Here is a 23,698-nt window from a genome sequence, read left to right as displayed (position 1 = left end):
GAGGTGGGTGCGGAAGTGATCCCCGGGAGCTCCTGCGGTATAGCGGGGCCCGGGGATTTGCGCCGTATACAGGCCTGTCATCGGGGCAGCCGATAAAAATCCCTGGCTACTGCAAGTTGCTCGATATGGTCGAGAAAGCGCGCCCAGTCGCTGTCCCAGTCGTCAACGAGCGCCCTCATCTCGGCTTCCGAATAGGACCGCCCCACCTCCTGTGGCGTAAGACGGCCATGGGCAATTCCGTTACGCTGAGTGACCACGGTGTCGATTTGCTGCCAGATGTTCCGAAGGATTGGTGCCGGATCGCCGGCACTGAACAAAGAACACCAAAGTGTCACCTGGGACCTTCTCATAAAGGACCCGTCATTCGGGAATACGTCGGGGTTGATGGTCGGCCCAGGCTCTCCCCGTGAAGCAAATTCGACGAGATTAGGGAGAGCTGCGGTGAAGAGCTTTTTCTGGGACCCGGAACTCAATGACGAGGCAACATTGTGTAACGCGAAAGCTCGAAACCCGGGTTGAAGCCGACGATTTCCAACCCTCAAGCCAGCGGCTACTTCCAACAGCGATCGATTGAGTGAAGTTAGGAGTTCCTCATAAGCAGCAAAAAGAAGAACAACTGCCATTCCACGTGCCTCTCGCGCAATCCGCCCCGTAGCGGGAGGAGTGGGATGAGTCTCGTCGATGATGTTGCGGATGACAGAGACGCGATCCTTCAGCGCGGCTCTATGCGAGTCGAGGGAAATCATGATCCAGATAGAAAGTGGTCGCGAGAGCGTTCGATCCGGCCGGTTACACGGGAACGATTGTTCGTAGCCCCAGTCGTGACGGCCTTCATCTCATCACTTTGCACCCAACTGAGGTCGCCCGGAACCTTCAATCGAGGTTCCGCGTTTAGCGCCAGCCTGGCGCCTACTGACACGCCCTCGAAGAGATTGACGGGGGTAGTTCCCTTCCTCGTTTTGAGGCCGCCCGGGAAACATCGCGCAAGATAATCAAAGGTTTCGACAAATGTCTTTCGGCGCTCCTCCAAGTTCGGCGCCGCAGCCCCGAACTCGCAATAGTCATTAAGGAAGTCTTTCACCGAGTGATCAAAGTCCTTATATCGATCAAGGAAGGCGAAGAAACGCAGGACGTACTCTTGCGCCGAAGCATCTTGCTGCTGTGCCTTCGGTAGAACCACGACTTGTTGGAAAGAAGGAAGGGTAGACAGTTCCTCAAGCAAGTCAATGAACTCACCCATGAATACAGATCCGCGAACCTCTTGATCCGTAAGTTTGATCCCGCCTGTATTGAGGCGCTCAAACAGGTCGAACCGCACTTTCAGGTCACTCTTGTCGTTGAGCACAATGACCTTGATTGGCCTGTCCTGAAGTCCTGTGAGGATGTCAGTCGGGAGCGACGCCGCTCCTTGCCCTTCGAGTTCGGTGAGCTTCTCTAGCCCGATCAGCCGAGTCGGACCACCCTCCAGCCGGGCTGCCTTACGCACGTCTTCATCACCGAGAAAATTCACGAGAGTCAGAAGTCGCTGTAGACCGTCGACGACTTCCCAGGTCGTTCCGCGGTCCTCGTCGACATTCGTGGCCATGAACAGAGATGGCACGGGAATACCGAGGAGCAAGGATTCAATCAGTCTCGCCTGACGCGGCAAGTCCCATCGGAACTGCCTCTGGTACGCGGGAGCAATTTCGATCCGATTACGCCCGACGCGACGAACAAGTTCGTCAACGGTGACATCGTACGAATCGAAATCAACCTTATGCCGCTGTTCCGCTAGCTGACTACGCTGTGCTGCGGGATCTGTCCTGGCCATCCTCAAAGGCTATACGACGATGTTGCCAAAAGCGACAGCATGCTCTACCCCTGTTTCGGGGACAACGCATCCGATTTGCTCTAGCACGTTCTAGCAACACCCTGATCACAACAACAATGGCCTGTGCAAAATCGGGAGACCCATTCGTCAACAGGTGTCCCGTGCTAGTCGGCGGAGTCGGCAGCTCTCGGCGTCGGCACGTTCACGTCGACCGGGGACACCCCGGCGGGATCGGCCGAGGCGCCACCCACGACGTCGAACGAGATCCCCAGCATCGCCGGGTCCTCGTCGAGTTCGAGCCCGTCCTGACGGACCTGGTCCTCCGGGATTGCACGGCCACCGGACGGGTCCCACGAGTTCGCGATCGACATGCGCACGAGCATGCCCGAGCCGCTTGGCAATCGCCCAAGAAAGCCCGGAGGACCCCCGGAACGGTCAGAGGTCGTCCGGGTGGAGCCGCTCACCGGCGTGCGGACGTCGGAACACCGGGCCGCCGCCGGCCTCGTCCTCGTCGTGGTGACTGACGGGCGAGACGCTCGGGTCGGCGGAATCGTCGCCGACGTCGGCGCCGCGGTCCTCCTCCATCTCGAGTTCGGACTCGTCACTGCCGTCCACGGGGATGGACCGGCCCTGCTGTTCGGGATCGAACGGTGCGCTCATCGACATGGGGCGAGCATGCTCCCGCTCGGTGAACGCCGGGTCAACGCTGTCCGTCGGCCGCGATGAGCTCGAGCTGCGTCAGCGTCAGGTCGGTGCCGGCGGTGAACGTGAACGACGAACCGCCGCCGAGGATCCGGAACACCCGGGTCTGGCCGGCCCACGAGAACTCGGCAGCGTCGACCGCCGTGACGGCGTCGTCGAGGCCGACCTGCCACGAGTAAGACCCCGGCGATGCCACCGTCACGGTGTACAACGAGGCGGCGGGGCACGACACGTCGAAGGACACGGACTCCCCCGCGGCGAGCGCCGTGACGGTGCGGCCGGTGTCGTCGGTGAGCGCCGAGACCCCGACGGGCAGGACGTCCACCGGGGCGTTCCGGTACCCGTGCACGTCGGAGGCCGAGACGGGGCGGGTGTCCGACGCCCAGCCCTGCGGCTCGTCGGACAGGGTGAACTCGATCCGCGACGCGGCCACGACCACGCTGTGCGGGATGGTGACCGAGGTCCAGGGCGCGCCGTCGACCGTCACCGACGCGACGTACGCGCCTGCGGAGCCCGCGGCGATCTCGATGACGGTGGGCGATCCTCCCGGCTGTCGCAGCACCGTCCTGCGGACCGACGGCGGCACGAGCACGTAGGTACCGGTCGACGGGGCCAGCGGGTACAGGCCGATGGTCGCGAAGACGTACCAGGCGCTCATCTCACCGTTGTCCTCGTCGCCGGGGTAGCCCTGGCCGAGGTCCGACCCGACGAACAGCCGCTCGAGCGACTCGCGGACGATGCGGTGCGCGTCGTCGTGGCGCCCGGTGAACATCGGGAAGAAGGGGATGTGGTGCGCCGGCTGGTTCGACAGCCCGAGCATGCCCATCCGGACGTCGCGGGCCTCGGTCATCTCGTGGATCGGGAACCCGTACGAGCCGGACCGCGCCAGGGCGCCGGTCTCGGGTGTCGCGAAGAACGCGTCGAGAGCGGCATCGAACCGCTCCGGCCCGCCGTGCAGGTCGACGACGCCGGCGCCGTCGTGCGGCGCCGTGAACGCGGTGCCCCACGCGTTCGTCTCCGTGTAGTCGTCGCCCCAGTCGCGCGGGTCGAACTCGGTGCCGACCCGCCACGAGCCGTCCGGGTCGCGGCCGATGAAGAACCCGCGCTCGGAGTCGAAGACGTGCCGGTACTGCAGGGAACGGCGGGCGAACCACTCGGCCTCGGCCTCGTAACGGGACAGGTCGGCGGGCGTCCGCGCCCGTGACGCGAGCAGGCCCGCCATGACGGCCAGACCCCAGTCGTTGATGGCCGCGTCCAGGGTCCACGACATCCCCTCGTGGGTCGCCGTGTCGACGTGGCCGCGGAAGGCGCCCGGGAGGCTCCCCTTGCGTCCGACGCGCTCGTCACGCGGCGGGACGGTCGCGTTCCGCACCGCGCTCCGGTACGCCTCGGCCAGGTCGAAGCCGCGCACGCCCTTCACCGCGAGGTCGGCGAAGACGGTGTCGCTCGTGGTTCCGGTCATGCAGTCCTCGGCGCCGGGGGCACTCCAGCGGGGCGTCCACCCGCCGTCGTGGTGGTGCTCGACGAAGCCCTGTGCGAGCTCGCCAGCGGTCTCGGGGGTCAGGAGTCCGAGGAGCGGCCAGGCCGTGCGGTAGGTGTCCCAGAAGCCGTTCGTGGTGGTGAACGGACCTTCGACGATCTCCGGCCCGGGCTCGTCGCGGATCGGGTCCGCCAGCACGTCGCCGTACGGGGAGCGGTGCCGCGGGGTGCCGGTCAGGGCGGTCTCCCCGGCGCGGTTCGGGTAGAGGAACAGCCGGTACAGGCCGGAGTACAGACTCGTCAGCTGGTCGGGGGTCGCGCCGTCGAAGGACAGCGTCGCGAGCTTCTCGGTCCACAGCGCCTCGGCACGGGAGCACATGGCGTCGAACGAGCCGGCGTCGTCGAGGTTCGCGCGGGCGTCCTCGATCGAGACGGTCGAGATGCCGAGCAGGACGTCGACCGGGCCGTCCGTACCCCCAGCCTGCCCCACGGACAGCCAGCCGCGCAGCTCGTGCTCGCCGACCGTCGTGTGGTCGGCGGTGACCCCCGCGACTCGCAGGTGCACGTGGTGCGGCGGGGTGCCGGGGCGGTCGTCCAGGAGCGCCTCGACCACGGCAGTGCCGTCGGTGATCGTCACGGAGACGTCGGACACCCGGCCGTGGTGGTCGAGCACGACGCTGCGGGTGCCGGTGAACCGGAACCCGAGGGCGAACTCCCCCGCGGTCAGCTCGGCCGTCACACCGTGTTCGAGGGCGACCCGGTAGCGGTGCGGGCCGTCCTGCTCGTCCTCGTGGTCGAACCCGAGCGCGCGGGCGGACCGGTCGACATCGGGGGTGTCGAGTGGCGAGGGCATCACCTGGAACACCCCGCGGTCGCCCATCCACGGCGACGGGATGTGACTCGTCGCGAAGGCCTGGATCGCCGGACGGAGCCGCCCCTGGTCGTCGAGCCGGTCGTGCTCCTGGTACGCGTACGGCCAGCGGTTGCTCGAGGCGTCCGTCATCGGCAGGCCGAACACGCCTCCGTGCGGGACGCCGACGAGCGGGGCGTTGTTGCCGCGGGAGAACCGGGAGGACGCGTGGGTGCCACGGGTCGTCCGGACGTGGCCGAGCGGGGTCGTCGGGGCCGGACGCGCGGGACCGATCCGGACGGCGTCGAGCCAACCGCGCAGTGCGGGACGTTCGCCGTCGGTGGCCGCAGCCGACGTGTCGGAACCGAGCCGGGCCTCCAGGCGGTCGACGACCAGCCCCGCGAACGGCGTGAGGTCGACCGCGCGGCGGTTCCACTGGTCCACCCACTGCTTGCGGGCCGCGTCCTGCGCGTCCGGGGTGACCGCGTCGCCGTACTGGTCGCGGACCGCGGCGTCGTCACGCAGCCGCGAGCCGTCGGTGAAGACGACGTCGACGGCGAAGGCCGTGGCGTCCCAGAAGTGCGGCAGGTCTGCTTCCGTCGGTTCCGACGCCCCGTCGGGCAGGGTCCGCTCGGGGAACCAGACCCAGGACAGCTCGTCGCCGGTGGTGATGGTGCGTCCGGTGAAGCCGGAGACGATCGCCTCGGCCACGGACGCTCCCGCTGGTCGTTCGACGAGCCAGGCCTCTGCCGAACCGAAGCCGACACCGTTCCGAGCGGCCACGGCCGTCGTCGGACCACCGCTCCGTTGCAGTTCTCGCACGGGGCGAGCCTATTGCTCCAGGGACTGGACGAAAACCCGGCGTGTCAGTCCTTGTTCTGTCCCGGGGCGCTGCCGGACTTGCCGGGGGCGGTGTCCGACGTGGTGTCGACCGCGCCGGTGTCGGCCGCGCCCGCGCCGTCCTGCGGCTCCTGCACCGGGTTCGATGCCGGAGTGCTCGGCTCCGGGCCGACGGGCGGGTCCTGCGTGGGCTGCTCCGGCTCGGTCGGTTCGCTCGGCTGCTCGCTCGGTTCCTCGGCGGGCTGCGACGGCTGCTGCTGCTCCTGCGAGGGCTGCTGCTCGGCGGGTTCGCTCGGCTGCTGTTCCTCGCCCGGGTCCTCGGACGGCTGCTGCTCGGTCGGCGCGGTCGACGTGGTGTCCGTCGGGGTCGGAGTGCCGTCGTCGTCGCCGTTCAGGGCGAACACCGCGACCCCGATGCCGATGAGCACCAGGGCGATCACGATGATCGCGGCGATGAGCGGTCCGCGCTTCTTCTTCTCCGGCTGGTCCTCCGACCGGTCGCCCCGGACCGGGCGGGGCGTGACCGGTGGCGGTGTCGGACCGCTCGGGCCCGATGCGCCGCGGTCGGCTGCCTGGGCGCCGAGGACGGTCGTCGAGACGTCGTCGGCGGGGTTCGGACGCTGGGTGTCGAGGACGCGGGTGGCGTCGTCGCCCGGGCGCGCGCCGCCGTTCGGCAGTTCGCTCGCCGGCATCGCCTGCGTCCGGTCGTCGGCGTTCGCCGCTGCGGCGGCACCGGCGCCGACCGCGGCACCAGCCGCACCGGCGGCCGCGGACGTCACCGCACCGGGCGTGCCGGGCAGCAGCTGCGTGGCGTTCGTCGGCTCGTCGCGGCCCAGCGCTCGCAGGCGCTCGGCCGCCTCGGCAGCCGTCGGTCGCTCCGCCGGGTCCTGCGCGGTCATCACGTGCAGCAGGGTGCGCCAGGCCGTGGGCAGCTGCCGGTCGATCTCGGGCGAACGGGTGAGCCGGGCGGTGGCCGACTCGACCGCGCTGCCCGGGAACGGCTGGCGGCCGGTCATGCACTCGAGCAGCACGAGCCCGAGGGAGTAGACGTCGGCCTTGCCGGTGATCTCCTTCGCCAGGACCTGCTCCGGGGCCAGGTACGCCGCCGTCCCCATCACGGTCCCCGTCCCCGTCACGCGTGAGGCGTCACGGAGCAGGGCGATCCCGAAGTCGGCGAGCTTGACGTGCCGGCCGTCGCTCTCGAGCAGGACGTTCGCGGGCTTCACGTCACGGTGGACGATCCCCTGCGCGTGCACGGCGGCCAGGCCGTCGGCGACCTGCGCACCCAGGCGGGCAGCGGTCGCGGGGTCGAGCGGACCCTCGCGCAGACGGGTCGCCAGGTCACTGCCCGGCACGAGTTCCATGACGAGGTACGAATCGCCGTCGACGTCGTCGAGAGCGGCGTCGTAGAGCGTGACGAGCTCGGGCGCGCGCAGCGTCGCGAGCGTCTGGATCTCCGCCTCGGCGCGGGCGCGCTCACCGCGGTCGACGGGGCCGATGCGGAACACCTTGACCGCGACCTCGCGACCGAGTTGCTCGTCGACCGCCCGGTACACGGACGCCATGCCACCGTGTCCGAGCGTGCCCGTGACGCGGTACCTGCCGCCGAAGACCCGTTCTTCCATGCCCGGCAACCTACCGGTCGCGGCTGACGGCGCTCTGCCGTTCGGGGCGCCCGGCGCGGTGCCTGGCGACTTCGTGAGCAGAAGATGTCGGGTGCGGGCGAGCAACCCGACGTCTTCTGCTCACGAAGTGATGCGGTCGACGTCCGGCGCGGGCTCGGCACCGTGGTGGAGCGCCGTCAGGTACAACCGGTGCGCCGTGATCACGAGGGCGAGCCAGGCGAGTCCGAGCGCCCACGCCGCCAGCACGTCGGTCAGCCAGTGGTGCCCGAGGAACACCCGCGACGCCCCCACCGACAGCACGAACAGGGTGCCCACGACGATCGTCCACACCCGGGTGACGACGCGCGACTGCCGCAGGAGCAGGAGGTACACGATGGTGCCCACGATCACCGTGGAGTTGAGCGTGTGCCCCGACGGGAACGACGGCGACGTCTCGTACGGCGGCACCGCGTCGGACAGCGGCGGACGTGCACGGCCGATGAGGTCCTTGCCCGCGATCGTCATGAGCAACGAACCACCGCTCGCTGCGACCAGGAGCACCAGTGGCGTCCACGCACGGCGCTGGATCGTGAAGCCGACCAGGAACCCGAGCGCGACGATCGGCATCCCGATCGTGCCCGCGATGTCGGTCCACCAGGTGACGAGCGTGTCCGCCGTGGGTGATCGGAGTGTGAGCGCCCAGTCGAGGACGGGTCGGTCGAGCACCGCGACGTCGTCGGCTTCCCGCACGGCGTCGTAGACCTCGGAGGCGATCCACGTGGCGAGGACGGCGACGCCGAGACCCACGGCGAGGGTCAGCAGCAGGACGGGCATGGCACCGAAGCGCTTGCCGAGCGCGGTCCACGCACCGGCGACGCTGCGGCCGGCACGGGAGCGCCAACGGGTCAGGTCGACTTCGCCGACGGTGCGGTCGGCGGCGTCCCCGCGTTCGGTGTGCATCCGTCCACCCTGCCCGAAGCCGCCGGGAGCCGTCCCGGCCGAACGCTTCGCGGTGGGCAACTGAAATGCTACGTTGCAGACATCACGAAAGGGAGGTTCAACATGCGAGCAACGAAATGGCGAGGGATCACCGTCGCGGGCGGGGTACTCCTTGCAACCGTCGCCAGCGTTGGCATCACGGCACCAGCGAACGCGTCGACTGCGAGTGCCGTCGAGACCTACGGGCTCGACGGCATCACCGTGCAAGGGCTCCCGAAGTTCACGAACCATGCGGCGCTCCTCGACTACGTCGCGACGAACTCGGTCAGCACTCGGCTCGACGCGGAGACCGGCAGGATCATCTCGGTCGCACCTGTTCCTCCCGCTGAGCGACAGGCGAAGGTGTCCGTACGGAACACCTGCAAGTCCGGAGATGCGTACTGGGCAGCCGCCGCGACGCCGTACACGAACAACTGCTTCTACGGCTCCGCCGGGACCTACACGTTCCCGAGCGGAGGCACGTTCTCGCGGAAGTTCTACATGGGGAGTCACACGGCTCGCGGGGGCTGGAAGTACGGCGGCAAGCAGCACCACACTCCGAAGCAGGGGCCCGGATCGGTCGCGACGCTCGACACCGCGACACAGATCAACCGCGGCCAGCTCTACTGACCGTGCCCGCTCGGGTGCCCCGTGCCGTCCTCGAGCACGCGGCACCCGACCAGGCGCTGCGGCGACAGCCCGACTAGTCCTTCGCCTCTGAGTACGCCCCCACCACCCCGACCGACAGCGGGAACGTCACCGGGAAGTCCTGGAACAACAGCCGTCCGGCATCGACGGCGGCCTCCCGGATCTGCTGCGCCACCCACTCGGCGTGCTCCGCCGGGGCGTGCACCACGATCTCGTCGTGCACGAAGAACACCAGGTGCGGCCCGTCCGTCACGGCTCCGGGGAAGCGCGCGATCAGCCGCGAGCGCAGGGACCCCATCCACGCGAGCGCCCACTCGGCCGCGGTCCCCTGCACCACGAAGTTCCGGGTGAACCGTCCCCAGCTCCGGGCGCGGGACTCGACCGCACGCTGCATCGCCGGGGTCCCCTCGACCGTGTAGGCCTGGTTCCGGGCCTCGAACCACGAGTCCTCGGGCACCGGTGACGTCCGCCCGAGCAGCGTCGTCACGGGTTCGCCGCGCTCCCCCGCACGGGCCGCCCGTTCCACCATGTCGAGCGCCTGCGGGAACGCCCGGACCAGGCGCGGCACGAGCCGACCGCCCTCGCCCTGGGTCGCCCCGTACATCGCACCGAGCATCGCCACCTTCGCCTGCTGCCGGGTCTCGACCGCACCCGAGGCCACCACGCCGTCGTACAGGTCGCGCCCGTCGCCGGCCGCGGCCATCGCCCGGTCGCCGGACATCGCGGCGAGCACCCGGGGCTCCAGCTGTGCGGCGTCCGCCACGACGAGCTTCCACCCGGGGTCGGCGATGACCGCCCCGCGGATGCCCTTCGGCAACTGCATCGCTCCCCCGCCGTCGGCCGCCCAACGGCCGGTGACGACACCGCCGACGACGTACTTCGGGTGGAACCGTCCGTCGCGGATCCAGTCGTCGAGCCAGGTCCAGCCGTTGGCGGTGAGCAGTCGCGCCAGGCGCTTGTACTCGAGCAGTGGCTCGATGACGGGGTGCTCGATCTCCTGCAGCTCCCACTTCCGCGTGCTCGTGACCATCAGGCCCGCACGGCGCAGCGACTTCAGGACGTCGGCGGGCGAGTCCGGGTTGAGACCGGGGTCGTCGAGGCGCTCGCGCACGACGGCGGCGATCTCCTCGAGGCGTCGCGGCCGCACCCCGTAGGGCACGCGCGGCCCGAGGGCGTCCTCGAGCAGCCGCTCGTGCACGTCGGCACGCCACGGCAGCCCGGCGTGCAGCATCTCGGCCGCCACGAGCGCACCGGCCGACTCCGCGGTGAGCAGCAGGCGGAGCGCACCGGGAGCGCTCGACTCCGCCACCGCAGAGAGCTGCGCCCGGAACTCCGCCACCGGGTCGACCTCGTCGTCGGGCGCGGCGGCGGTGAACAGGGCGTCGTCGAAGAGCTGGGCCTGCGTCGGCCGGACCACGCGGGCTTCCGCGACCGGGGCGTCCAGGGCATCTGCCGGGGCGGCGGCGAGCGCGGATCCCCGTGCCGCGAGCGCGGCCCGCAGGACACGACGACCGAGGCGAAGGTCGACGCAGCGACCGACCCGCCCACCTGCAGCGAGCACGGCCGGGTACCAGCGCGCGGTGTCGTCCCACACCCAGCGCACGCCCGGTGCGTCGTGGGCCGCGACGAAGGCCGGGAGGCCCGGCTCGTCCAGGCGGATCGGCTCGCCCCCGGCGGTCCCCGCGTCGGTCAGGGGCGTCGCGAGGACGCCGCCGTCGACGCGGCGGAGGACGAGGTGCACGACACGATCATGCCGTGCCCCACCGACCCCGGTGGACCAGGGCCGGAGCGGGTGTCACTCGCCGGGTCGGACCGCCGCGGTGTCGGCGACGTCGATGCGGACGTCGCCGTCCTCGGCACGGGAGACCTCGACCCGCGGATCGGCGTCGTGCTCGTCGGATCCGGACATGCGGCGGAACGTGTCCTGTCGGCGTTCCTCGAACGTCATGTCGACGCCGTCGTCGAGGTGGTCGTGGTCGGGCTTCGTCATGCCGTGCACGGTACGCGGCCGCAGCTGCGGGCGGTCACGCGACCGGTGCCGTGCCGGTCCGCTCGGCCCAGTGCCCACCGCTCGCCCACCGGTCGAGCACCGCCGCGCGCAACCGACCGGACGGCGCCGCGGACCGTGCGGTCGCCAGCGGCACCCCGAAGACGAACTTCGCGACACTGGCGTCCCCCTCGGTCGCATCGTGCTCCCCCGGCGGGACGAGACGGAAGCGCCGGGCGAAGCGCACGAGGTTGGCATCGGGGCCGAGCGCGGCCGGCAGGCCCGGATCGAGCATCCAGGAGCGGCACTGCCACCGGTCCGCAGCGAGCTGCGGCGCGAGGCCGCGCAGGACCTCGGGTGCGCGGGCGAACGAGCGGTCGCAGGCCACCGGGTCGAGCGGCCCGGTCTCCGGCACGTGCACGCCCCAGGCCGGCGTGCCGTCCGCCAGGTGGTCGCCGAGTTCGAACTGGAGGCGCCCCACGGCCACCACGCGCCCGGTCACCACGGCGACGAGCCACTCCACCCCGGTGCCGTGCAGTCCGTAGCGCGCGAGCTTGCGGTCGACGTCGGCGACGGAGGCCTCGGCGAGCGCGCGCGGGAGGCCCCGCTCCGCGAGCGCGTCGGCGCTGTCCGGCACCGCGGCGCGGAGCGCCGCCACCAGCAGCGCGTCCCGCTCCGCGGGCCCGGCGTCGGCGACGGTGGCGGCCAGTGCGGCCGCCACCGTCGCGGAGTCGTCCGGTGACCCCACGGCGGCGGCGAGGACCGCGACGGACGCGGGGCGGGCCTCCCGGCCGGGGGTCGCGGTGGTCACTTCAGACCGGACGACGCGAGCCCGTCCATCACCCGACGCTGCAGCACGACGAACATGATGAGCACCGGCGCCATCGCCATCAGGCTGGCGGCCATCAGCACCGGGTAGTCGATCGTGCGGTCACTCGACAGCGTCGCGAGGCCGGCGGCGAGCGGCATGTCCTCGGCCCGGGTGGAGACCACGAGCGGCCAGAGCAGCTCGTTCCACGACCACAACACGGTCGTGATCGCGAGCACGCTGATCGAGGGACGGGCCAGGGGCAGCATGATCCGCCAGAACGTCTGGAACGGGTTCGCACCGTCCATCCGCGCTGCCTCCTCGAGCTCGGGCGGCATGTTCAGGAACGCGGTCCGCATCAGGAACGTGCCGAAGGCGCTGAACAGCCCGGGTGCGACGATCCCCATCAGGGTGTCGAGCCAGCCGAGCCCCTGCACGATCTGGTACTGCGAGATCAGGTAGACCTGCGAGGGCACGAGCAGGATCGACAGCACGATCGCGAGCAGTGCCGCCCGGCCGCGGAACCGCATCCGGGCGAAGGCGTACCCGGCGAGCGTGCACAGGACGATCTGCGCGAGCGTGCGGATGATCGTGACGTACACCGACGTGCCGAGCTGGCTGAGGAACGGCAGGCGTTCGAAGACCTGCGCGTAGTTCTGCCACTGCAGCTCCCCCGGCCAGAAGACCGGCGTGACGGACTGCACCTGCGCGTTCGTGGAGAGCGACATGATGATCTGCCACAGGAACGGGAACGCCATCGCGAACCCGCCGATGCCGAGCACGACGTGGATCCACCAGTGGCTGCCGCCGCGACGGCCGGGTCGGCGTGCGGCCCGAGGCGGTGTGACGGTGGCGGTCATCCCTGCACCCACTTCCGTTGGACGCGGAACTGCACGAGCGTGACGATGCCGATGAGCAGGAAGATCACCATCGCGATCGCGGCCGCGAAGCCCTTGTCGTTGTCGATGAACCCGGCGCTGTAGAAGTAGAAGACGAGCGACATCGTCTTCGGGATCACCGGGTTGGTGCTGCCGAGGATCGCGTACAGCAGGTCGAACAGCTGGAAGCTCGAGATCGTCGTGACGATCACCACGAAGAAGATGCTCGGGCTGAGCAACGGCACGGTCACCGACCGGAACTGCCGCCACCGGCTCGCGCCGTCGAGCTCCGCGGCCTCGTAGAGCTCCGGCGGGATGTCCTTGAGCCCGGCGCCGAGGATGATCATCGAGAACCCGAGGGACGACCAGAGGCCGACCAGGCTCACCGCGATCAGCGCGAAGCCGGGGGTCGAGATCCAGTACGGGCCGTCGATGCCGAAGTTCCCGAGGAACCAGTTCACGATGCCGTAGTCGCCGTTGTACATGATCCGCCAGACCAGGGCGATCGCCGCGGGCATGGCGACGTACGGCAGGAAGAAGAGCACCCGGTAGAACTGCGCGAACCGCAGCCCCGGGGTGTTCAGCAGGCTGGCGAGCCACACCGCGATCGGGATCCCGGCGAGGACGATCACGGTGTAGATCACCGTGTTGAGCAGCGACTGGTACAGCTGCGGGTCACCGACGAGCCGGACGTAGTTGGCGACGCCGGTGAACGTGGCACCGCCGAAGACGCCCCAGCTGGTGAACGAGTACCAGAACGTCTGGATGATCGGCCAGATGTAGAAGGTGCCGACGCCGACGAGCAACGGGAGCACGAAGAGCCACGGCCACCAGCCGTCGGTCCGTCGTGGCGCTCGGCCGCCGTCGGCTCGCTGAGCGGGGGCGCCCCGCCCGGACGAACGTGTCGTCCGGGCGGGGGTGGCTGCGGCCGGGGGCCGCTCGGTGTTGATCGTCACGCGCGGGTCCTACTTTTCCTTGGCGAGGGCGGCGTCCATCTTCTGTGCGAGGTCCTCTGCCACCTGGTCGACGGGCTTCGACCCGTCGAAGGCGCTCGGCAGCAGGGTGGTCTCGAGGGTGTTCCAGGCGGCGGTGTTCTTCGACACCGGCAGCGGCTTCGCGTAGTCCACCGCGTCGAGGAACACCTGCAGGTCGGCGTCAGGCATCGTCTTCGTGAAGGCGCTCTGCGTGCCCTCGTACGCCGGGATGACCGCGCCCATGTCGCCCTGCTGCTGCTGGGCCGTCTTGCCCGCGAGGTAGACCTGCAGCGCCTGGGCGGCTGCCTTGTCCTTGCTCGCCTCGGACACGACGTTCGAGACCCCGTGGATGACGGTCGCCTGCTCCTCGCCCTTGGGCAGCGGGTAGGCGACGACGTCCTTCTCGAGCTCGGTGCCGGTCAGCGCGGAGCGGAACCAACTGCCGCCCTGGTACATCGCGAGCTTGCCCGAGGTGAACCACTGGTCGGCCGTGGTGTCGGTGAGCTGCTTGATCGAGGGCGATGCCCCCGAGTCGATCAGGTCGGTCCAGAACTGCAGGCCGTCCTCGGAGGCCTTCGTGGCGTACTCGGACTCGGTGCCGTCCGCGTTCACGACCGATCCCCCGGCCTGCAGGATCGTGTTGTAGTACGTCGTCTGGCCGTCCATGCCGCCGGCTGCCCCGTAGGCGCCCTTCGCCTTCAGCTTCTCGGACAGCTCGGCGCCGGTCTGCTGGAAGTCGTCCCACGTCCAGTCCTTGGACGGCAGGTCCATGCCGGCCTGCTCGAACAGCGACTTGTTGACCCAGACGCCGATGGTGTCGAAGTCCTTCGGCACGCCGTACTGGGTGTCGTCGTACGTGTACAGGTCGTTGAGTGCGCTCGAGTACTTCGACGCGTCGATGTCACCCGACTCGACCTCGCCGGTGATCGGCGCGAGCTTGCCGTTGGCCGCGTACAGCTGGAAGTTCGGACCGTTCATCCAGAACAGGTCGGGCAGGGTGTTGCTCGAGCCCTGGGTCTGCAGCTTCGTCCAGTAGTTGGCGAACGGCGTGACGTCGACGGTCACCTTGATGTCCGGGTACTCCTCGTTGAAGCCCTTCAGGTTGGCCTTGATGGCCTTGACCTGGTTCTCGTCCCAGACGGCGTAGGTCAGGGACGCCTTGGTGTCCTTCGGCGCGGCCTCGTAGTCGCCGCCGGAGCCGGACGCTCCGGACGACGAGGAGCAGCCGGCCAGGAGCGCTGCCGCGCCGAGTGCGGCGACGGCGCCGAGGAGGACGCGGCGCACGCCGGTTCCTCGGGTGGGGATGTGTGCGGTCATCGGGGTGTCCTTTCGCACGGCCGTCAGGAACCGACGGTCTGGGCGGGATGCGGGGTGGAGGGGGTGGAGTGCGGGGCGTTCGACGTGAAGTGCGCGATGGTCTCGGCCTGCAGGGGCGGGACGTCGATGGGGACGGACCCGTTGCGGAGCGAGCGCGTGGCCAGCGCGCCGGCGGCGACCGCGGCACGGGCCGCGATCGGGGAGAGCTCCGACGGTTCGCCGAACGCGACGGACCGCAGGAACTCGGTCATGGTGAGCAGGTCGGCATCGGCATGCCCGTCCTCGACGCCGTCGATCGGGTACTCGCGGTCCCCCGTGGTGTCCCAGCCGCGGCGGTGCGTCCAGACCTTCACGACGCCCCCACCGGTGTCGCCGATGTTCTCGAGGCGCCCCTCGGTGCCGATGACGGTGTAGTTCCGCCAGTAGTCCGGGGTGAAGTGGCACTGCTCGTAGCTGGCCTGCACCCCGTTGTCGAGCGTCATCATCACCATCGAGACGTCCTCGACGTCGACGACGGGGTTCAGCCCGGTCTGGGCGAGCGGCGGCCAGTTGTCGTGGGAGAACCAGTCCCCCATGAGCTCGCCGCTGCGGTCGCGCCGGTCGGTGACGTCACCGTAGACCGACAGCGACCCCATGCCGACGACCCGGGCGGTGTCACCCCCGCCGAGCGCGTGGATGACGTCGAGGTCGTGGCTCGCCTTCTGCAGGAGCAGGGAGTTCACCTTGCTGCGGTCGGCGTGCCAGTCCTTGAAGTAGTAGTCACCGCCGTTGCCGACGAAGTGCCGGCACCAGACCGCCTTGACCTGACCGATCTCGCCGCGGTCGACGATCTCGCGCATCAGGCGGACGACGGCGGCGTGCCGGAAGTTGTGCCCGACGTACAGCGGCGTCCCGGTCTCCGCCGCGGTGTTCAGGACGGCGTCGGCGTCCTCGACCGTGATGGCCAGCGGCTTCTCGAGGTAGACGGCGATGCCCGCGCGGAGCAGGTCGATCGCGATCTCGGCGTGGGTCCAGTCCGGCGTGGTGACGATGGCCGCGTCGACGTGACCGGTGAGGTCACGGTGGTGTTCCACCACCAGGGCGTCCGGGTACTCGTCGTGCCCGCGGTCCCGGCCGGCCGCGGTCACGTCCGCGACGGCCACGACCCGGGCCTGCAGCGACGGGTCGTCCGCGGTTGCCTCGGCCACGTGGCGGGCGATGGCGGACCGCTGGCCCATCCCGATCACCGCGACGCGGAGTCCTGCGTTGTCAGCGCCCATGCTCATCGCTCCCTTGCGTGAATGTGACGCCCATGATGCCAAATCGATCATGAATGCACAATAGGCGCTCACGGATCGCTCACGCATCCGTGCCGGGGAGGGTTTTACACGATCGAAACGTCCGGACCGTTCCGGGGTGGCCGCAGAGGGCGCTCAGTCGGCGACGACGAGCTCCACGCCGGCGCTGGCCAGGTCAGCAGCGAACGAGGCAGGCACCGGCTGGTCGGTGACCAGGACGTCGATGCGGTCGAGCGGGCAGATCCGGGCGAAGGTCGACCGTTCGATCTTGGTCGAGTCGGCGACCACGACGACGCGTCGTCCGACCGAGGCGAAGTGGCGGCTGACCTCGGCCTCGCCCTCGTGCATGGTCGTCGCACCGTACTGGCCGGTGAGCCCGTCGACGCCGAGCACCACGAGGTCGAGGGCGAACTCGTCGAGGGTGTCCCGGACGAGCGGCCCGACGAGCTCGTAGGACTGCCGCCGCGCCACACCACCGGTGACCACGATCTTCACGTTGGCGCGGACGGACAGCTCGTACCCGACGTTCAGGGCGTTCGTCACGATCGTGATGCCGAACTCGCCGTCGGCGCGGATGAACCGCTCGCTCTTGCCGAGTTCACGCGCGACCTCGGTCGTGGTCGTCCCGCCGTTGAGCCCGACGGTCTCCCCCGGCTGCACCAACCGGGCGGCCGCGCGGGCGATCGCCGTCTTGGCCTCGGCCTGCCGGGCGATCTTGTACTGCAGCGGGAGCTCGTACCCGGCCCCGAGTGCTGCCGCGCCCCCGTGCGTGCGCGTGACGAGCCGCTGGTCGGCGAGGGTCGCGAGGTCACGGCGGGCCGTCGCGGCGGAGATCCCGAGCAGCTCCCCGATCTCGGCGATCGACACGTTGCCGCGTTCGCTCACCAGTTCGAGCAGGGCGTTCAGCCGCTGTTGGGGGGTCATGACGGTCATCCTACGGCGTCGCCACCGTCGCCCGGTGATCGAAAATGACGTTTTCCCCTTCCCTTGCGCACGATCGATCGCTACGCTTCCTGATCATCGATCACCCGGATCGATCCGGACCCGGAAGGCTCCCATGACCGACACCTTCGTGAGCGCTGAACTGGCCTCGCAGCCGGAGACCTGGCGTGCAGCCGCCGCGCTCCTGCCGACCTTCGCCGACGCGCTCCCCCAGCCGGGCGAACGCGTGGCCGTGATCGGCTGCGGCACGAGCTGGTTCATCGCCATGAGCTACGCCGTCGCCCGTGAGCAGGCGGGTCTCGGCGTGACCGATGCCTTCGCCGGATCCGAGTACCCCGCGTCCCGCGAGTACGACCGCGTGCTCATGATCAGCCGCTCGGGCACCACGACCGAGATCGTCGACCTGCTGCAGGCCCTGCCGTCCCAGCGGACCGTCCTGATCACGGCCGTCGCCGACAGCCCCGCCGCGGCCGTCGCCGACCAGGTGGTTGCCCTGCCCTTCGCCGACGAGCGCTCGGTCGTCCAGACCCGCTTCGCCACCACGACGCTCGCACTGCTGCGGGCGTCCATCGGTGACGACGTCGACGCGCTCGCCGCCCAGGCCGAGACCGCGCTGACGGTGCCCATCGACGACCTGCTCGACGCCGAGCAGGTCTCGTTCGTCGGTCGTGGGGCAGCCGTCGGTCTGACGTTCGAAGCCGCGCTCAAGACGCGTGAGGCAGCGCAGTTCTGGGCCGAGTCCTACCCGGCGATGGACTACCGGCACGGTCCCATCGCGATCGCCCAGCCCGGCCGGCTCGTCTGGTCACTCGGCACCGCACCCGAGGGGCTGGCCGCCGAGGTCGCCGCGACCGGCGCCCGCTTCGTCCAGCACGACCTCGACCCGATCGCCGGACTCGTCGTCGTGCACCGGTTCGCCGTCGCCCTGGCCGAGGGACGCGGGCTCGACCCGGACAACCCCCGGTCGCTCACCCGGTCGGTCATCCTCACCTGATGGGTGGCGCAGGCGCGGTGCTCGGGGTCGACGTCGGCGGCACGGGCATCAAGACCCGGCTGACGACGGCCGACGGACTCGTCCTCGACGAGACTCGGGTACCGACGCCGCGCGACGACCCGGGCGCCGAGCGCCTCGCCGCCGTCGTCGCCGAACTGGCCGCACAGGCCACCCGACGGGCGCCGCTCGGAGCCATCGGGGTGGTGACCCCCGGCGTCGTCGACGAGACCCGCGGTACCGTGGACCTGTCCGTCAACCTCGGGTGGCGCGACGTCCCGGTGCGTGACCTCGTCCGTGCCGAGCTCCTGCGTCACGGGATCGACGTGCCGCTCGCCTTCGGCCACGACGTCCGCGCCGGCGCCCTGGCCGAGGTCCGGGCCGGTGACCCGGCGCTCTCGCGGGGGTCGGTCTCGTTCGTGCCGGTCGGCACCGGGCTCGCGAGCGCCCTGGTGGTCGACGGCGTCGTCGTGTCCGGCGGTGGCTGGGCGGGGGAGATCGGGCAGGTCCGCATCCAGACCGGTCCGCACGCGGGCCACCGCGTCGAGGAGATCGCGTCCGCCGGGGGAGTCGCACGTCGTTCCGGCGCGCCGTCCGCTCACGCCGCCATGATCCTGGTCCGCCAGGGCGACCCCGCAGCCCGTGCGGTCTGGGACGACTGCGTCGCGGTCCTGGCCGACGCGCTCGCCTGGACGACCGCGGTCGCCGGGGTCCACACCATCATCGTCGGCGGGGGACTCGCCGAGTCGGGGCCGCTGCTGCTCGACCCGCTGCGCGACGCCGTCACGGAGCGCCTGCAGTGCGTCCGTGTCCCCGTCGTCGTCCCCGCCCGGCACGGCGACGCAGCCGGCGCCATCGGAGCGGGGATCCTCGCACGCGCGCTGCTCGAGACCGAGACCGGGGTCCGGCTGTGACCACCCTCGTCCGGGCCCATCGCATCGTCACGGCCCAGGCAGACCTGCACGACGGCTGGCTCGTCATCGGTGACGACGACACCGTGCTGGCGACCGGCACCGGGTCCCCGATGCGCACGGACACCGCCGTCACCGTCGACGGCGCAGTCGTGCCCGGGTTCGTCGACCTGCACGCCCACGGCGCGCTCGGGCACGACTTCGCCGGGTGCTCCGCCGAGGACGCCCGTGCCGCCGCTGGGCACCACCGGTCACGGGGCACGACCACCCTGGTCGGGTCCATCGCCACGGGCGAGCGCGCGGACACCGTGGCGGCCCTCACCCGGCTCCGGCCGCTCGTCGCCGACGGCACGCTCGCCGGACTGCACCTGGAGGGGCCGTGGCTCGCGCCGGCCCGTCGCGGGGCGCACCGCGTCGACCTGCTGCACGCCCCGGACCCCGCCGAGGTCGATGCCTACTGCGACGCCGCGGGTGGCGGCCTGCGGATCGTCACGCTCGCGCCGGAGCTGCCGGGTGCACTCGACGCCGTCGCCCGCTTCGTCGACGCCGGGGTCGTCGTCGCCATCGGCCACACCGACGCCACCGCCGAGCAGACCCGCCGCGCGGTCGACGCCGGAGCCTCGCTCGTCACCCACCTGTTCAACGGGATGCCCCCGCTGCATCACCGCGCACCCGGGCCGGTCGGGGTCGCGCTCTCCGACGACCGTGTGCTGCTCGAGTGCATCGTCGACGGCCACCACCTCGACCCGGTCGCCGTCGACATCGTCCAGCGCAGCGCTCCGGGCCGGATGGTCCTGGTCTCCGACGCCATGGCGGCGACGGGCTGCCCCGACGGGGCGTACACGGTGGCCGGATCGGCGGTGACCGTCCGCGACGGGCTCGCCGTGCTCGCCGACGGTTCGTCGCTGGCGGGCAGCACGATCACGGTCGCCGACGCCGTCCGCCGCCTGCTCGACGCGGGGATCGACCTGCCCGAGATCGTCGCGGCGTCCGCGGGGCGTGCGGCACGCCTGCTCGGGGCCCCGGCACCGCTCAGCGTGGGCGCCCCCGCCGACCTGGTCGTGCTCGACCCGGAGCGCGGCAGCGTCCGAACCCTGCCGACGGCGGTGGTCGCGTGATCCTCGTCGTCACCCCGAACCCGGCCGTCGACGTGACCTACCGGGTCGCCGAACAGCGCATCGGCGAGACCCAGCGCGTGCTCGAGGTCCAGCGGCGCCCCGGCGGCAAGGGCCTGAACGTCGGGCGGGTCCTCGCAGCCACCGGTGTCCCGACCCACGCCGTGCTGCCCCTCGGCGGCGACGGCGGGCACTGGATCGCCCACGCCCTCGAAGACCTCGGGCTCGCCCACACCGACATCGCCGTCCGTGGCGAGACCCGCACGACCGTCACGGTGGTGGACGACCTCGCGCACCCGACGATGTTCGGCGAGCCCGGCCCCGTGCTCAGCCCCGACGAGTGGGACACCGTCACCACCGCGGTCGAGCAACTGCTCGACGACGGCGGCACCCGCGGTGCCGCCGATGCCCCGCCCGCCGCTGCCCTGGTCGTGTCGGGCTCCCTGCCCCGCGACACCGACCCCACGGTCGTCGCCCGCTGGGTCACCGCCGCCCGCCGCCGCGGTGTGCTCTCCGTGGTCGACTGCTCGGGAACGGCACTGCTGGCTGCCGCGTCGGCCGGCGCGACGGTCTGCAAGCCCAACCGCGAGGAACTGCTCGAGGCCACGGGCACCGACGACGAGCGCTCGGGGGCACTCCGGCTCCTCGGACTCGGCGCGACGGTCGTCGTGGTCTCTCGCGGCTCCGACGGCATCGCCGCCCACACCGCCGAGCACGTGCTCGAGGTGCCGGCGGTCCGCGGAGTCTCGGGCAACCCGACCGGCGCCGGGGACGCAGCCACCGCCGGGCTCGTCAGTGTGCTCGTCGACGTCCTCGTCGGTGCTGGTCTCCCCGGGCCTGACGGCAGCGTCCCGGCCCCCGACGACGCCACCCTGTTCCGAGCCCTGCGGTCCGCCGCCGCACACGGTGCCGCGGCCGTCCTCCAGCCGGTGGCCGGCGTGGTCGACCCGGCAGACGTCCAACGATTCCTGTCCACCCCGCCTGCTCCCGCCCACGACCGAACGAGGACCCCCGCATGATCACCGACCTCGCCCTCACCGGCCTGCTCGACACCGCCCGGACGGCACGCCGCGGGGTCGGCGCGTTCAACGTGGTGCTGCTCGAGCACGCCGAGGCGATCGTCTCCGGCGCCGAGCTGGCCGGTCTGCCGGTGATCCTGCAGATCAGCGAGAACTGCGTTCGGTACCACGGCGGCCTCGCACCGATCACGACCGCGACCCAGGCGGTCGCACGGGCCGCCGACGTCGAGGTCCTCGTGCACCTCGACCACATCGAGGACCCGGAGCTGGTGGCGGCCGGCGTCGAGCTGGGCGTCGACTCGGTCATGTACGACGGTTCACACCTGGACTTCGCCGCCAACGTGGCCGCGACCCGCGAGCTCGCCGCTCGGTGTCACGCCGCGGGCGTCGCGATCGAGGCCGAGCTCGGCGAGGTCGGCGGCAAGGACGGCGTGCACGCACCCGGCGTCCGCACCGATCCGACCGACGCAGCCGCGTTCGTGGCCGACACCGGGGTCGATGCCCTGGCGGTCGCGGTGGGGACCTCGCACGCGATGCAGACCCGCGAGGCGTCGGTGGACCGTGACCTGGTCGAGCGCCTCCGTGCCGCGGTTCCGGTGCCGCTCGTGCTGCACGGGTCCTCGGGCCTGTCCGACGACGAACTCCGTGGCGCTGTACACGCGGGGATGACGAAGATCAACATCTCGACGCACCTGAACGGCCTGTTCACCCGTGCGCTCCGCACCGTGCTCGACGAGCGGCCGGACGTCGTCGACCCGCGCAAGTACGTGTCGGCGGGCCGGGACGCCATCGCCACCGAGACGGCACGGCTGCTGACGCTCCTGCACGCCTGACGCGCGAGCGGGCGCAAACGGGCGCGAGCTGGCGCTCAGCAGAGCGGGACGTTCACCGCCAGCCCGCCCATCGCGGTCTCCTTGTACTTCGACGACATGTCCGCCCCGGTCTGCCGCATCGTCTCGACGACCTGGTCGAGCGACACGTGGTGCACTCCGTCCCCGCGCAGGGCCATCCGGGCGGCGTTGATCGCCTTGTTCGCCGCGATCGCGTTCCGCTCGATGCACGGGATCTGCACCAGGCCGCCGATCGGGTCGCAGGTCAGCCCGAGGTTGTGCTCGATCGCGATCTCGGCGGCGTTCTCGACCTGCTCCGGCGTGCCCCCGAGGACCTCGGCGAGCCCTGCAGCCGCCATCGACGCCGCCGAACCGACCTCGCCCTGGCAGCCGACCTCGGCACCGGAGATCGACGCCCGTTCCTTGTAGATCGACCCGATCGCCCCGGCGGTGAGCAGGAACCGCACGACGGCGTCGTCCCGTTCGGCGGCGGGGGCGTCGGCGACCGTGGGCACGTAGGTGAGCGCGTAGTACAGGACCGCGGGGATGATGCCGGCTGCGCCGTTCGTCGGGGCGGTGACGACGCGGCCTCCGGTGGCGTTCTCCTCGTTGACCGCCATGGCGACGAGGTTCACCCACTCCATCGCGAAGAGCGGGTCGTGGTCGGGGTCATCGCGGGTGAGCTGCTCGTGCCAGGTGGCCGCGCGACGGCGGACGTCGAGTCCCCCGGGCAGGCACCCGCCCCGGCGGACGGATCGGTCGACGCACGACTCCATCACGCCGTGAATGCCCAGCAGTCCGGACCGGATCTCGGCGTCCGTCCGCGTGACTGCCTCGTTCGCCAGGGCGACGCCGCTGATCGGCAGGCCGGAACCAGCACACGCGGCGAGCAGCTCCGCGCCGCTCGAGAACGGGTACGGCACGGCGTCGTCGACCGGGATCGCGGCACCGGCGACGGCAGCGGATGCGTCGGCCGCCGGCTCCGCCGCCTCGTCCCGTGCGATGAACCCACCACCGATCGAGTAGTAGGTCTCGTCGCCCAGGTCGGCACCGGCGGCGTCACGGGCACGCAGCCGCATGGCGTTCGGGTGCCGGGGCAGCATCGTCAGGGGGTGCAGGACGATGTCGGCGAGGCGGAACGGCACGGTCGCACCGCCGTCGAGCCGCAGGACACCGTCGCGTTCAACGGCGTCGAGCGCGAGGACCATGGCATCGGGGTCGACGGTCTCCGGGTGTGACCCCATGAGCCCGGCGACGACGGCACCGAGGGTGCCGTGACCCTGTCCGGTCGACGCGAGGGACCCGTACAGGTCGACCACCACGGACGCGACGGGCAGGCCACGGACGAGGGTGGCGAACTCGGCACCGGCCCGCATCGGGCCGACGGTGTGCGAGCTCGAGGGGCCGACACCGACGCTGAACAGATCGAAGACGGAGACCGGCACGCCGCCACACTAACCCGTCCGGACGGAGCGGTGCTCAGCGCCGCCGACCGCCCTCGGGCGGCATCACGAACCACAGCACGACGTACGCGATCCACAGCGGCCCGGGGAAGAAGCTCAGGATGACCCAGACCACCCGGACCAGGGTGCGGGACAGGTTGAAGCGGTCGGCGAGACCGGCGCAGACGCCGGCCAGCAGACGACCGTTGCGGGGACGGGAGAGTGTGCTCATACCGACGACGCTACGCAACCCCGCCGGTCGAGCGCATCCGGGACGCACCCCGAGCGTGGTGGGG

23 protein-coding genes are annotated in these 23,698 nt (G+C 70.8%); 6 read left to right on the top strand and 17 right to left on the bottom strand.

Annotated elements, in window-relative coordinates; all coding sequences use genetic code 11:
• Positions 1 to 77 precede the first annotated feature (77 nt).
• The 7 genes from DEJ04_RS18135 to DEJ04_RS01375 all read right to left on the bottom strand — a co-directional run bounded on the left by DEJ04_RS18135 (position 78) and on the right by DEJ04_RS01375 (position 8,245).
• A complete protein-coding gene (locus DEJ04_RS18135; protein WP_146248617.1) occupies positions 78 to 746 on the bottom strand; it encodes a hypothetical protein in 669 nt (222 codons plus the stop codon).
• Entirely contained in the window at positions 743 to 1,810 is a 1,068-nt protein-coding gene (locus tag DEJ04_RS01400) for a DUF262 domain-containing protein (RefSeq protein ID WP_111045849.1), read from the bottom strand. The genes DEJ04_RS18135 and DEJ04_RS01400 overlap by 4 nt, the downstream gene beginning before the upstream one ends.
• A gap of 164 nt (positions 1,811 to 1,974) precedes the next feature.
• Positions 1,975 to 2,181, bottom strand: a complete 207-nt coding sequence (locus tag DEJ04_RS01395; protein WP_146248616.1) for a hypothetical protein — start codon at positions 2,179 to 2,181, stop codon at positions 1,975 to 1,977.
• A gap of 64 nt (positions 2,182 to 2,245) precedes the next feature.
• Positions 2,246 to 2,476, bottom strand: coding sequence for a hypothetical protein (locus DEJ04_RS01390; RefSeq protein ID WP_017887929.1), 231 nt, complete (start codon positions 2,474 to 2,476; stop codon positions 2,246 to 2,248).
• Between the two features lie 34 nt (positions 2,477 to 2,510).
• A complete protein-coding gene (locus DEJ04_RS01385) occupies positions 2,511 to 5,663 on the bottom strand; it encodes a GH92 family glycosyl hydrolase (protein ID WP_258371273.1) in 3,153 nt (1,050 codons plus the stop codon).
• A 44-nt stretch (positions 5,664 to 5,707) separates the two neighbouring features.
• Positions 5,708 to 7,306: a serine/threonine-protein kinase gene (locus DEJ04_RS01380; protein ID WP_111045842.1), complete on the bottom strand. Its 1,599-nt coding sequence runs from the start codon at positions 7,304 to 7,306 to the stop codon at positions 5,708 to 5,710.
• A gap of 120 nt (positions 7,307 to 7,426) precedes the next feature.
• Positions 7,427 to 8,245, bottom strand: coding sequence for a phosphatase PAP2 family protein (locus tag DEJ04_RS01375; RefSeq protein ID WP_111028916.1), 819 nt, complete (start codon positions 8,243 to 8,245; stop codon positions 7,427 to 7,429).
• A 102-nt stretch (positions 8,246 to 8,347) separates the two neighbouring features.
• Here DEJ04_RS01375 and DEJ04_RS01370 point away from each other — a divergent pair, with 102 nt between their 5' ends.
• Positions 8,348 to 8,893, top strand: coding sequence for a hypothetical protein (locus DEJ04_RS01370; protein ID WP_111023357.1), 546 nt, complete (start codon positions 8,348 to 8,350; stop codon positions 8,891 to 8,893).
• A 73-nt stretch (positions 8,894 to 8,966) separates the two neighbouring features.
• On the opposite strand, the gene DEJ04_RS01365 is transcribed toward DEJ04_RS01370, so the two are convergent.
• The 8 genes from DEJ04_RS01365 to DEJ04_RS01330 form a co-directional block, all read right to left on the bottom strand.
• On the bottom strand, positions 8,967 to 10,652 hold the full coding sequence (locus DEJ04_RS01365; RefSeq protein ID WP_111045839.1) for a bifunctional 3'-5' exonuclease/DNA polymerase: 1,686 nt from the start codon (positions 10,650 to 10,652) through the stop codon (positions 8,967 to 8,969).
• Positions 10,653 to 10,706: 54 nt separating this feature from the next.
• Positions 10,707 to 10,901, bottom strand: a complete 195-nt coding sequence (locus tag DEJ04_RS01360) for a hypothetical protein (RefSeq protein ID WP_017887924.1) — start codon at positions 10,899 to 10,901, stop codon at positions 10,707 to 10,709.
• 34 nt (positions 10,902 to 10,935) lie between these two features.
• Complete coding sequence (locus DEJ04_RS01355; protein WP_111045837.1) at positions 10,936 to 11,709, bottom strand: hypothetical protein; 774 nt, start codon at positions 11,707 to 11,709, stop codon at positions 10,936 to 10,938.
• Positions 11,706 to 12,566 carry a carbohydrate ABC transporter permease gene (locus tag DEJ04_RS01350; protein ID WP_246566096.1) on the bottom strand — a complete coding sequence of 287 codons (861 nt, stop codon included), beginning with the start codon at positions 12,564 to 12,566 and terminating at the stop codon, positions 11,706 to 11,708. Before DEJ04_RS01350 ends, DEJ04_RS01355 begins: the two co-directional genes overlap by 4 nt.
• Entirely contained in the window at positions 12,563 to 13,540 is a 978-nt protein-coding gene (locus tag DEJ04_RS01345; protein ID WP_111038425.1) for a carbohydrate ABC transporter permease, read from the bottom strand. Before DEJ04_RS01345 ends, DEJ04_RS01350 begins: the two co-directional genes overlap by 4 nt.
• A 9-nt stretch (positions 13,541 to 13,549) precedes the next feature.
• On the bottom strand, positions 13,550 to 14,875 hold the full coding sequence (locus DEJ04_RS01340) for a sugar ABC transporter substrate-binding protein (RefSeq protein ID WP_111045834.1): 1,326 nt from the start codon (positions 14,873 to 14,875) through the stop codon (positions 13,550 to 13,552).
• A gap of 23 nt (positions 14,876 to 14,898) precedes the next feature.
• Positions 14,899 to 16,140: a Gfo/Idh/MocA family protein gene (locus DEJ04_RS01335; RefSeq protein WP_111045831.1), complete on the bottom strand. Its 1,242-nt coding sequence runs from the start codon at positions 16,138 to 16,140 to the stop codon at positions 14,899 to 14,901.
• 147 nt (positions 16,141 to 16,287) lie between these two features.
• Positions 16,288 to 17,076, bottom strand: a complete 789-nt coding sequence (locus DEJ04_RS01330) for a DeoR/GlpR family DNA-binding transcription regulator (protein ID WP_027466817.1) — start codon at positions 17,074 to 17,076, stop codon at positions 16,288 to 16,290.
• A gap of 133 nt (positions 17,077 to 17,209) precedes the next feature.
• Between DEJ04_RS01330 and DEJ04_RS01325 the strand changes: the two genes are divergently transcribed.
• The 5 genes from DEJ04_RS01325 to DEJ04_RS01305 are packed head-to-tail and all read left to right on the top strand — an operon-like array spanning position 17,210 to position 21,963.
• Complete coding sequence (locus DEJ04_RS01325) at positions 17,210 to 18,088, top strand: SIS domain-containing protein (RefSeq protein WP_111045829.1); 879 nt, start codon at positions 17,210 to 17,212, stop codon at positions 18,086 to 18,088.
• Complete coding sequence (locus DEJ04_RS01320) at positions 18,088 to 18,999, top strand: ROK family protein (RefSeq protein ID WP_111045827.1); 912 nt, start codon at positions 18,088 to 18,090, stop codon at positions 18,997 to 18,999. The genes DEJ04_RS01325 and DEJ04_RS01320 overlap by 1 nt, the downstream gene beginning before the upstream one ends.
• Positions 18,996 to 20,114, top strand: coding sequence for an N-acetylglucosamine-6-phosphate deacetylase (gene nagA / locus DEJ04_RS01315; protein WP_111045824.1), 1,119 nt, complete (start codon positions 18,996 to 18,998; stop codon positions 20,112 to 20,114). The genes DEJ04_RS01320 and nagA overlap by 4 nt, the downstream gene beginning before the upstream one ends.
• Positions 20,111 to 21,130 (top strand): 1-phosphofructokinase family hexose kinase, encoded by a 1,020-nt coding sequence (locus DEJ04_RS01310; protein ID WP_111045822.1) that lies wholly within the window; start codon positions 20,111 to 20,113, stop codon positions 21,128 to 21,130. Before nagA ends, DEJ04_RS01310 begins: the two co-directional genes overlap by 4 nt.
• The gene (locus DEJ04_RS01305; protein ID WP_111045820.1) at positions 21,127 to 21,963 is read left to right on the top strand and encodes a class II fructose-bisphosphate aldolase; all 837 of its coding nucleotides are present in this window, start codon (positions 21,127 to 21,129) and stop codon (positions 21,961 to 21,963) included. Before DEJ04_RS01310 ends, DEJ04_RS01305 begins: the two co-directional genes overlap by 4 nt.
• A gap of 35 nt (positions 21,964 to 21,998) precedes the next feature.
• Here DEJ04_RS01305 and DEJ04_RS01300 read toward each other — a convergent pair whose 3' ends face one another.
• Positions 21,999 to 23,405, bottom strand: a complete 1,407-nt coding sequence (locus tag DEJ04_RS01300; protein ID WP_111045817.1) for an L-serine ammonia-lyase — start codon at positions 23,403 to 23,405, stop codon at positions 21,999 to 22,001.
• 34 nt (positions 23,406 to 23,439) lie between these two features.
• Positions 23,440 to 23,634, bottom strand: a complete 195-nt coding sequence (locus tag DEJ04_RS01295) for a PspC domain-containing protein (RefSeq protein WP_027466823.1) — start codon at positions 23,632 to 23,634, stop codon at positions 23,440 to 23,442.
• Between the last annotated feature and the right edge of the window lie 64 nt (positions 23,635 to 23,698).

The organism is Curtobacterium sp. MCLR17_044, assembly GCF_003234435.1.
In the GTDB taxonomy this organism is placed as follows: Bacteria; Actinomycetota; Actinomycetes; order Actinomycetales; family Microbacteriaceae; genus Curtobacterium; species Curtobacterium flaccumfaciens.
This window is presented reverse-complemented; position numbering and strand designations above follow the sequence as displayed.

Bases quoted from the DNA above. Each gene is read 5' to 3' on its own strand.
- DEJ04_RS18135 (WP_146248617.1), bottom strand. From the start codon at position 746: ATGATTTCCCTCGACTCGCATAGAGCCGCGCTGAAGGATCGCGTCTCT.
- DEJ04_RS01400 (WP_111045849.1), bottom strand. From the start codon at position 1,810: ATGGCCAGGACAGATCCCGCAGCACAGCGTAGTCAGCTAGCGGAACAG.
- DEJ04_RS01395 (WP_146248616.1), bottom strand. From the start codon at position 2,181: ATGTCGATCGCGAACTCGTGGGACCCGTCCGGTGGCCGTGCAATCCCG.
- DEJ04_RS01390 (WP_017887929.1), bottom strand. From the start codon at position 2,476: ATGTCGATGAGCGCACCGTTCGATCCCGAACAGCAGGGCCGGTCCATC.
- DEJ04_RS01380 (WP_111045842.1), bottom strand. From the start codon at position 7,306: ATGGAAGAACGGGTCTTCGGCGGCAGGTACCGCGTCACGGGCACGCTC.
- DEJ04_RS01375 (WP_111028916.1), bottom strand. From the start codon at position 8,245: ATGCACACCGAACGCGGGGACGCCGCCGACCGCACCGTCGGCGAAGTC.
- DEJ04_RS01370 (WP_111023357.1), top strand. From the start codon at position 8,348: ATGCGAGCAACGAAATGGCGAGGGATCACCGTCGCGGGCGGGGTACTC.
- DEJ04_RS01360 (WP_017887924.1), bottom strand. From the start codon at position 10,901: ATGACGAAGCCCGACCACGACCACCTCGACGACGGCGTCGACATGACG.
- DEJ04_RS01350 (WP_246566096.1), bottom strand. From the start codon at position 12,566: ATGACCGCCACCGTCACACCGCCTCGGGCCGCACGCCGACCCGGCCGT.
- DEJ04_RS01340 (WP_111045834.1), bottom strand. From the start codon at position 14,875: ATGACCGCACACATCCCCACCCGAGGAACCGGCGTGCGCCGCGTCCTC.
- DEJ04_RS01335 (WP_111045831.1), bottom strand. From the start codon at position 16,140: ATGAGCATGGGCGCTGACAACGCAGGACTCCGCGTCGCGGTGATCGGG.
- DEJ04_RS01330 (WP_027466817.1), bottom strand. From the start codon at position 17,076: ATGACCCCCCAACAGCGGCTGAACGCCCTGCTCGAACTGGTGAGCGAA.
- DEJ04_RS01325 (WP_111045829.1), top strand. From the start codon at position 17,210: ATGACCGACACCTTCGTGAGCGCTGAACTGGCCTCGCAGCCGGAGACC.
- DEJ04_RS01320 (WP_111045827.1), top strand. From the start codon at position 18,088: ATGGGTGGCGCAGGCGCGGTGCTCGGGGTCGACGTCGGCGGCACGGGC.
- DEJ04_RS01305 (WP_111045820.1), top strand. From the start codon at position 21,127: ATGATCACCGACCTCGCCCTCACCGGCCTGCTCGACACCGCCCGGACG.
- DEJ04_RS01295 (WP_027466823.1), bottom strand. From the start codon at position 23,634: ATGAGCACACTCTCCCGTCCCCGCAACGGTCGTCTGCTGGCCGGCGTC.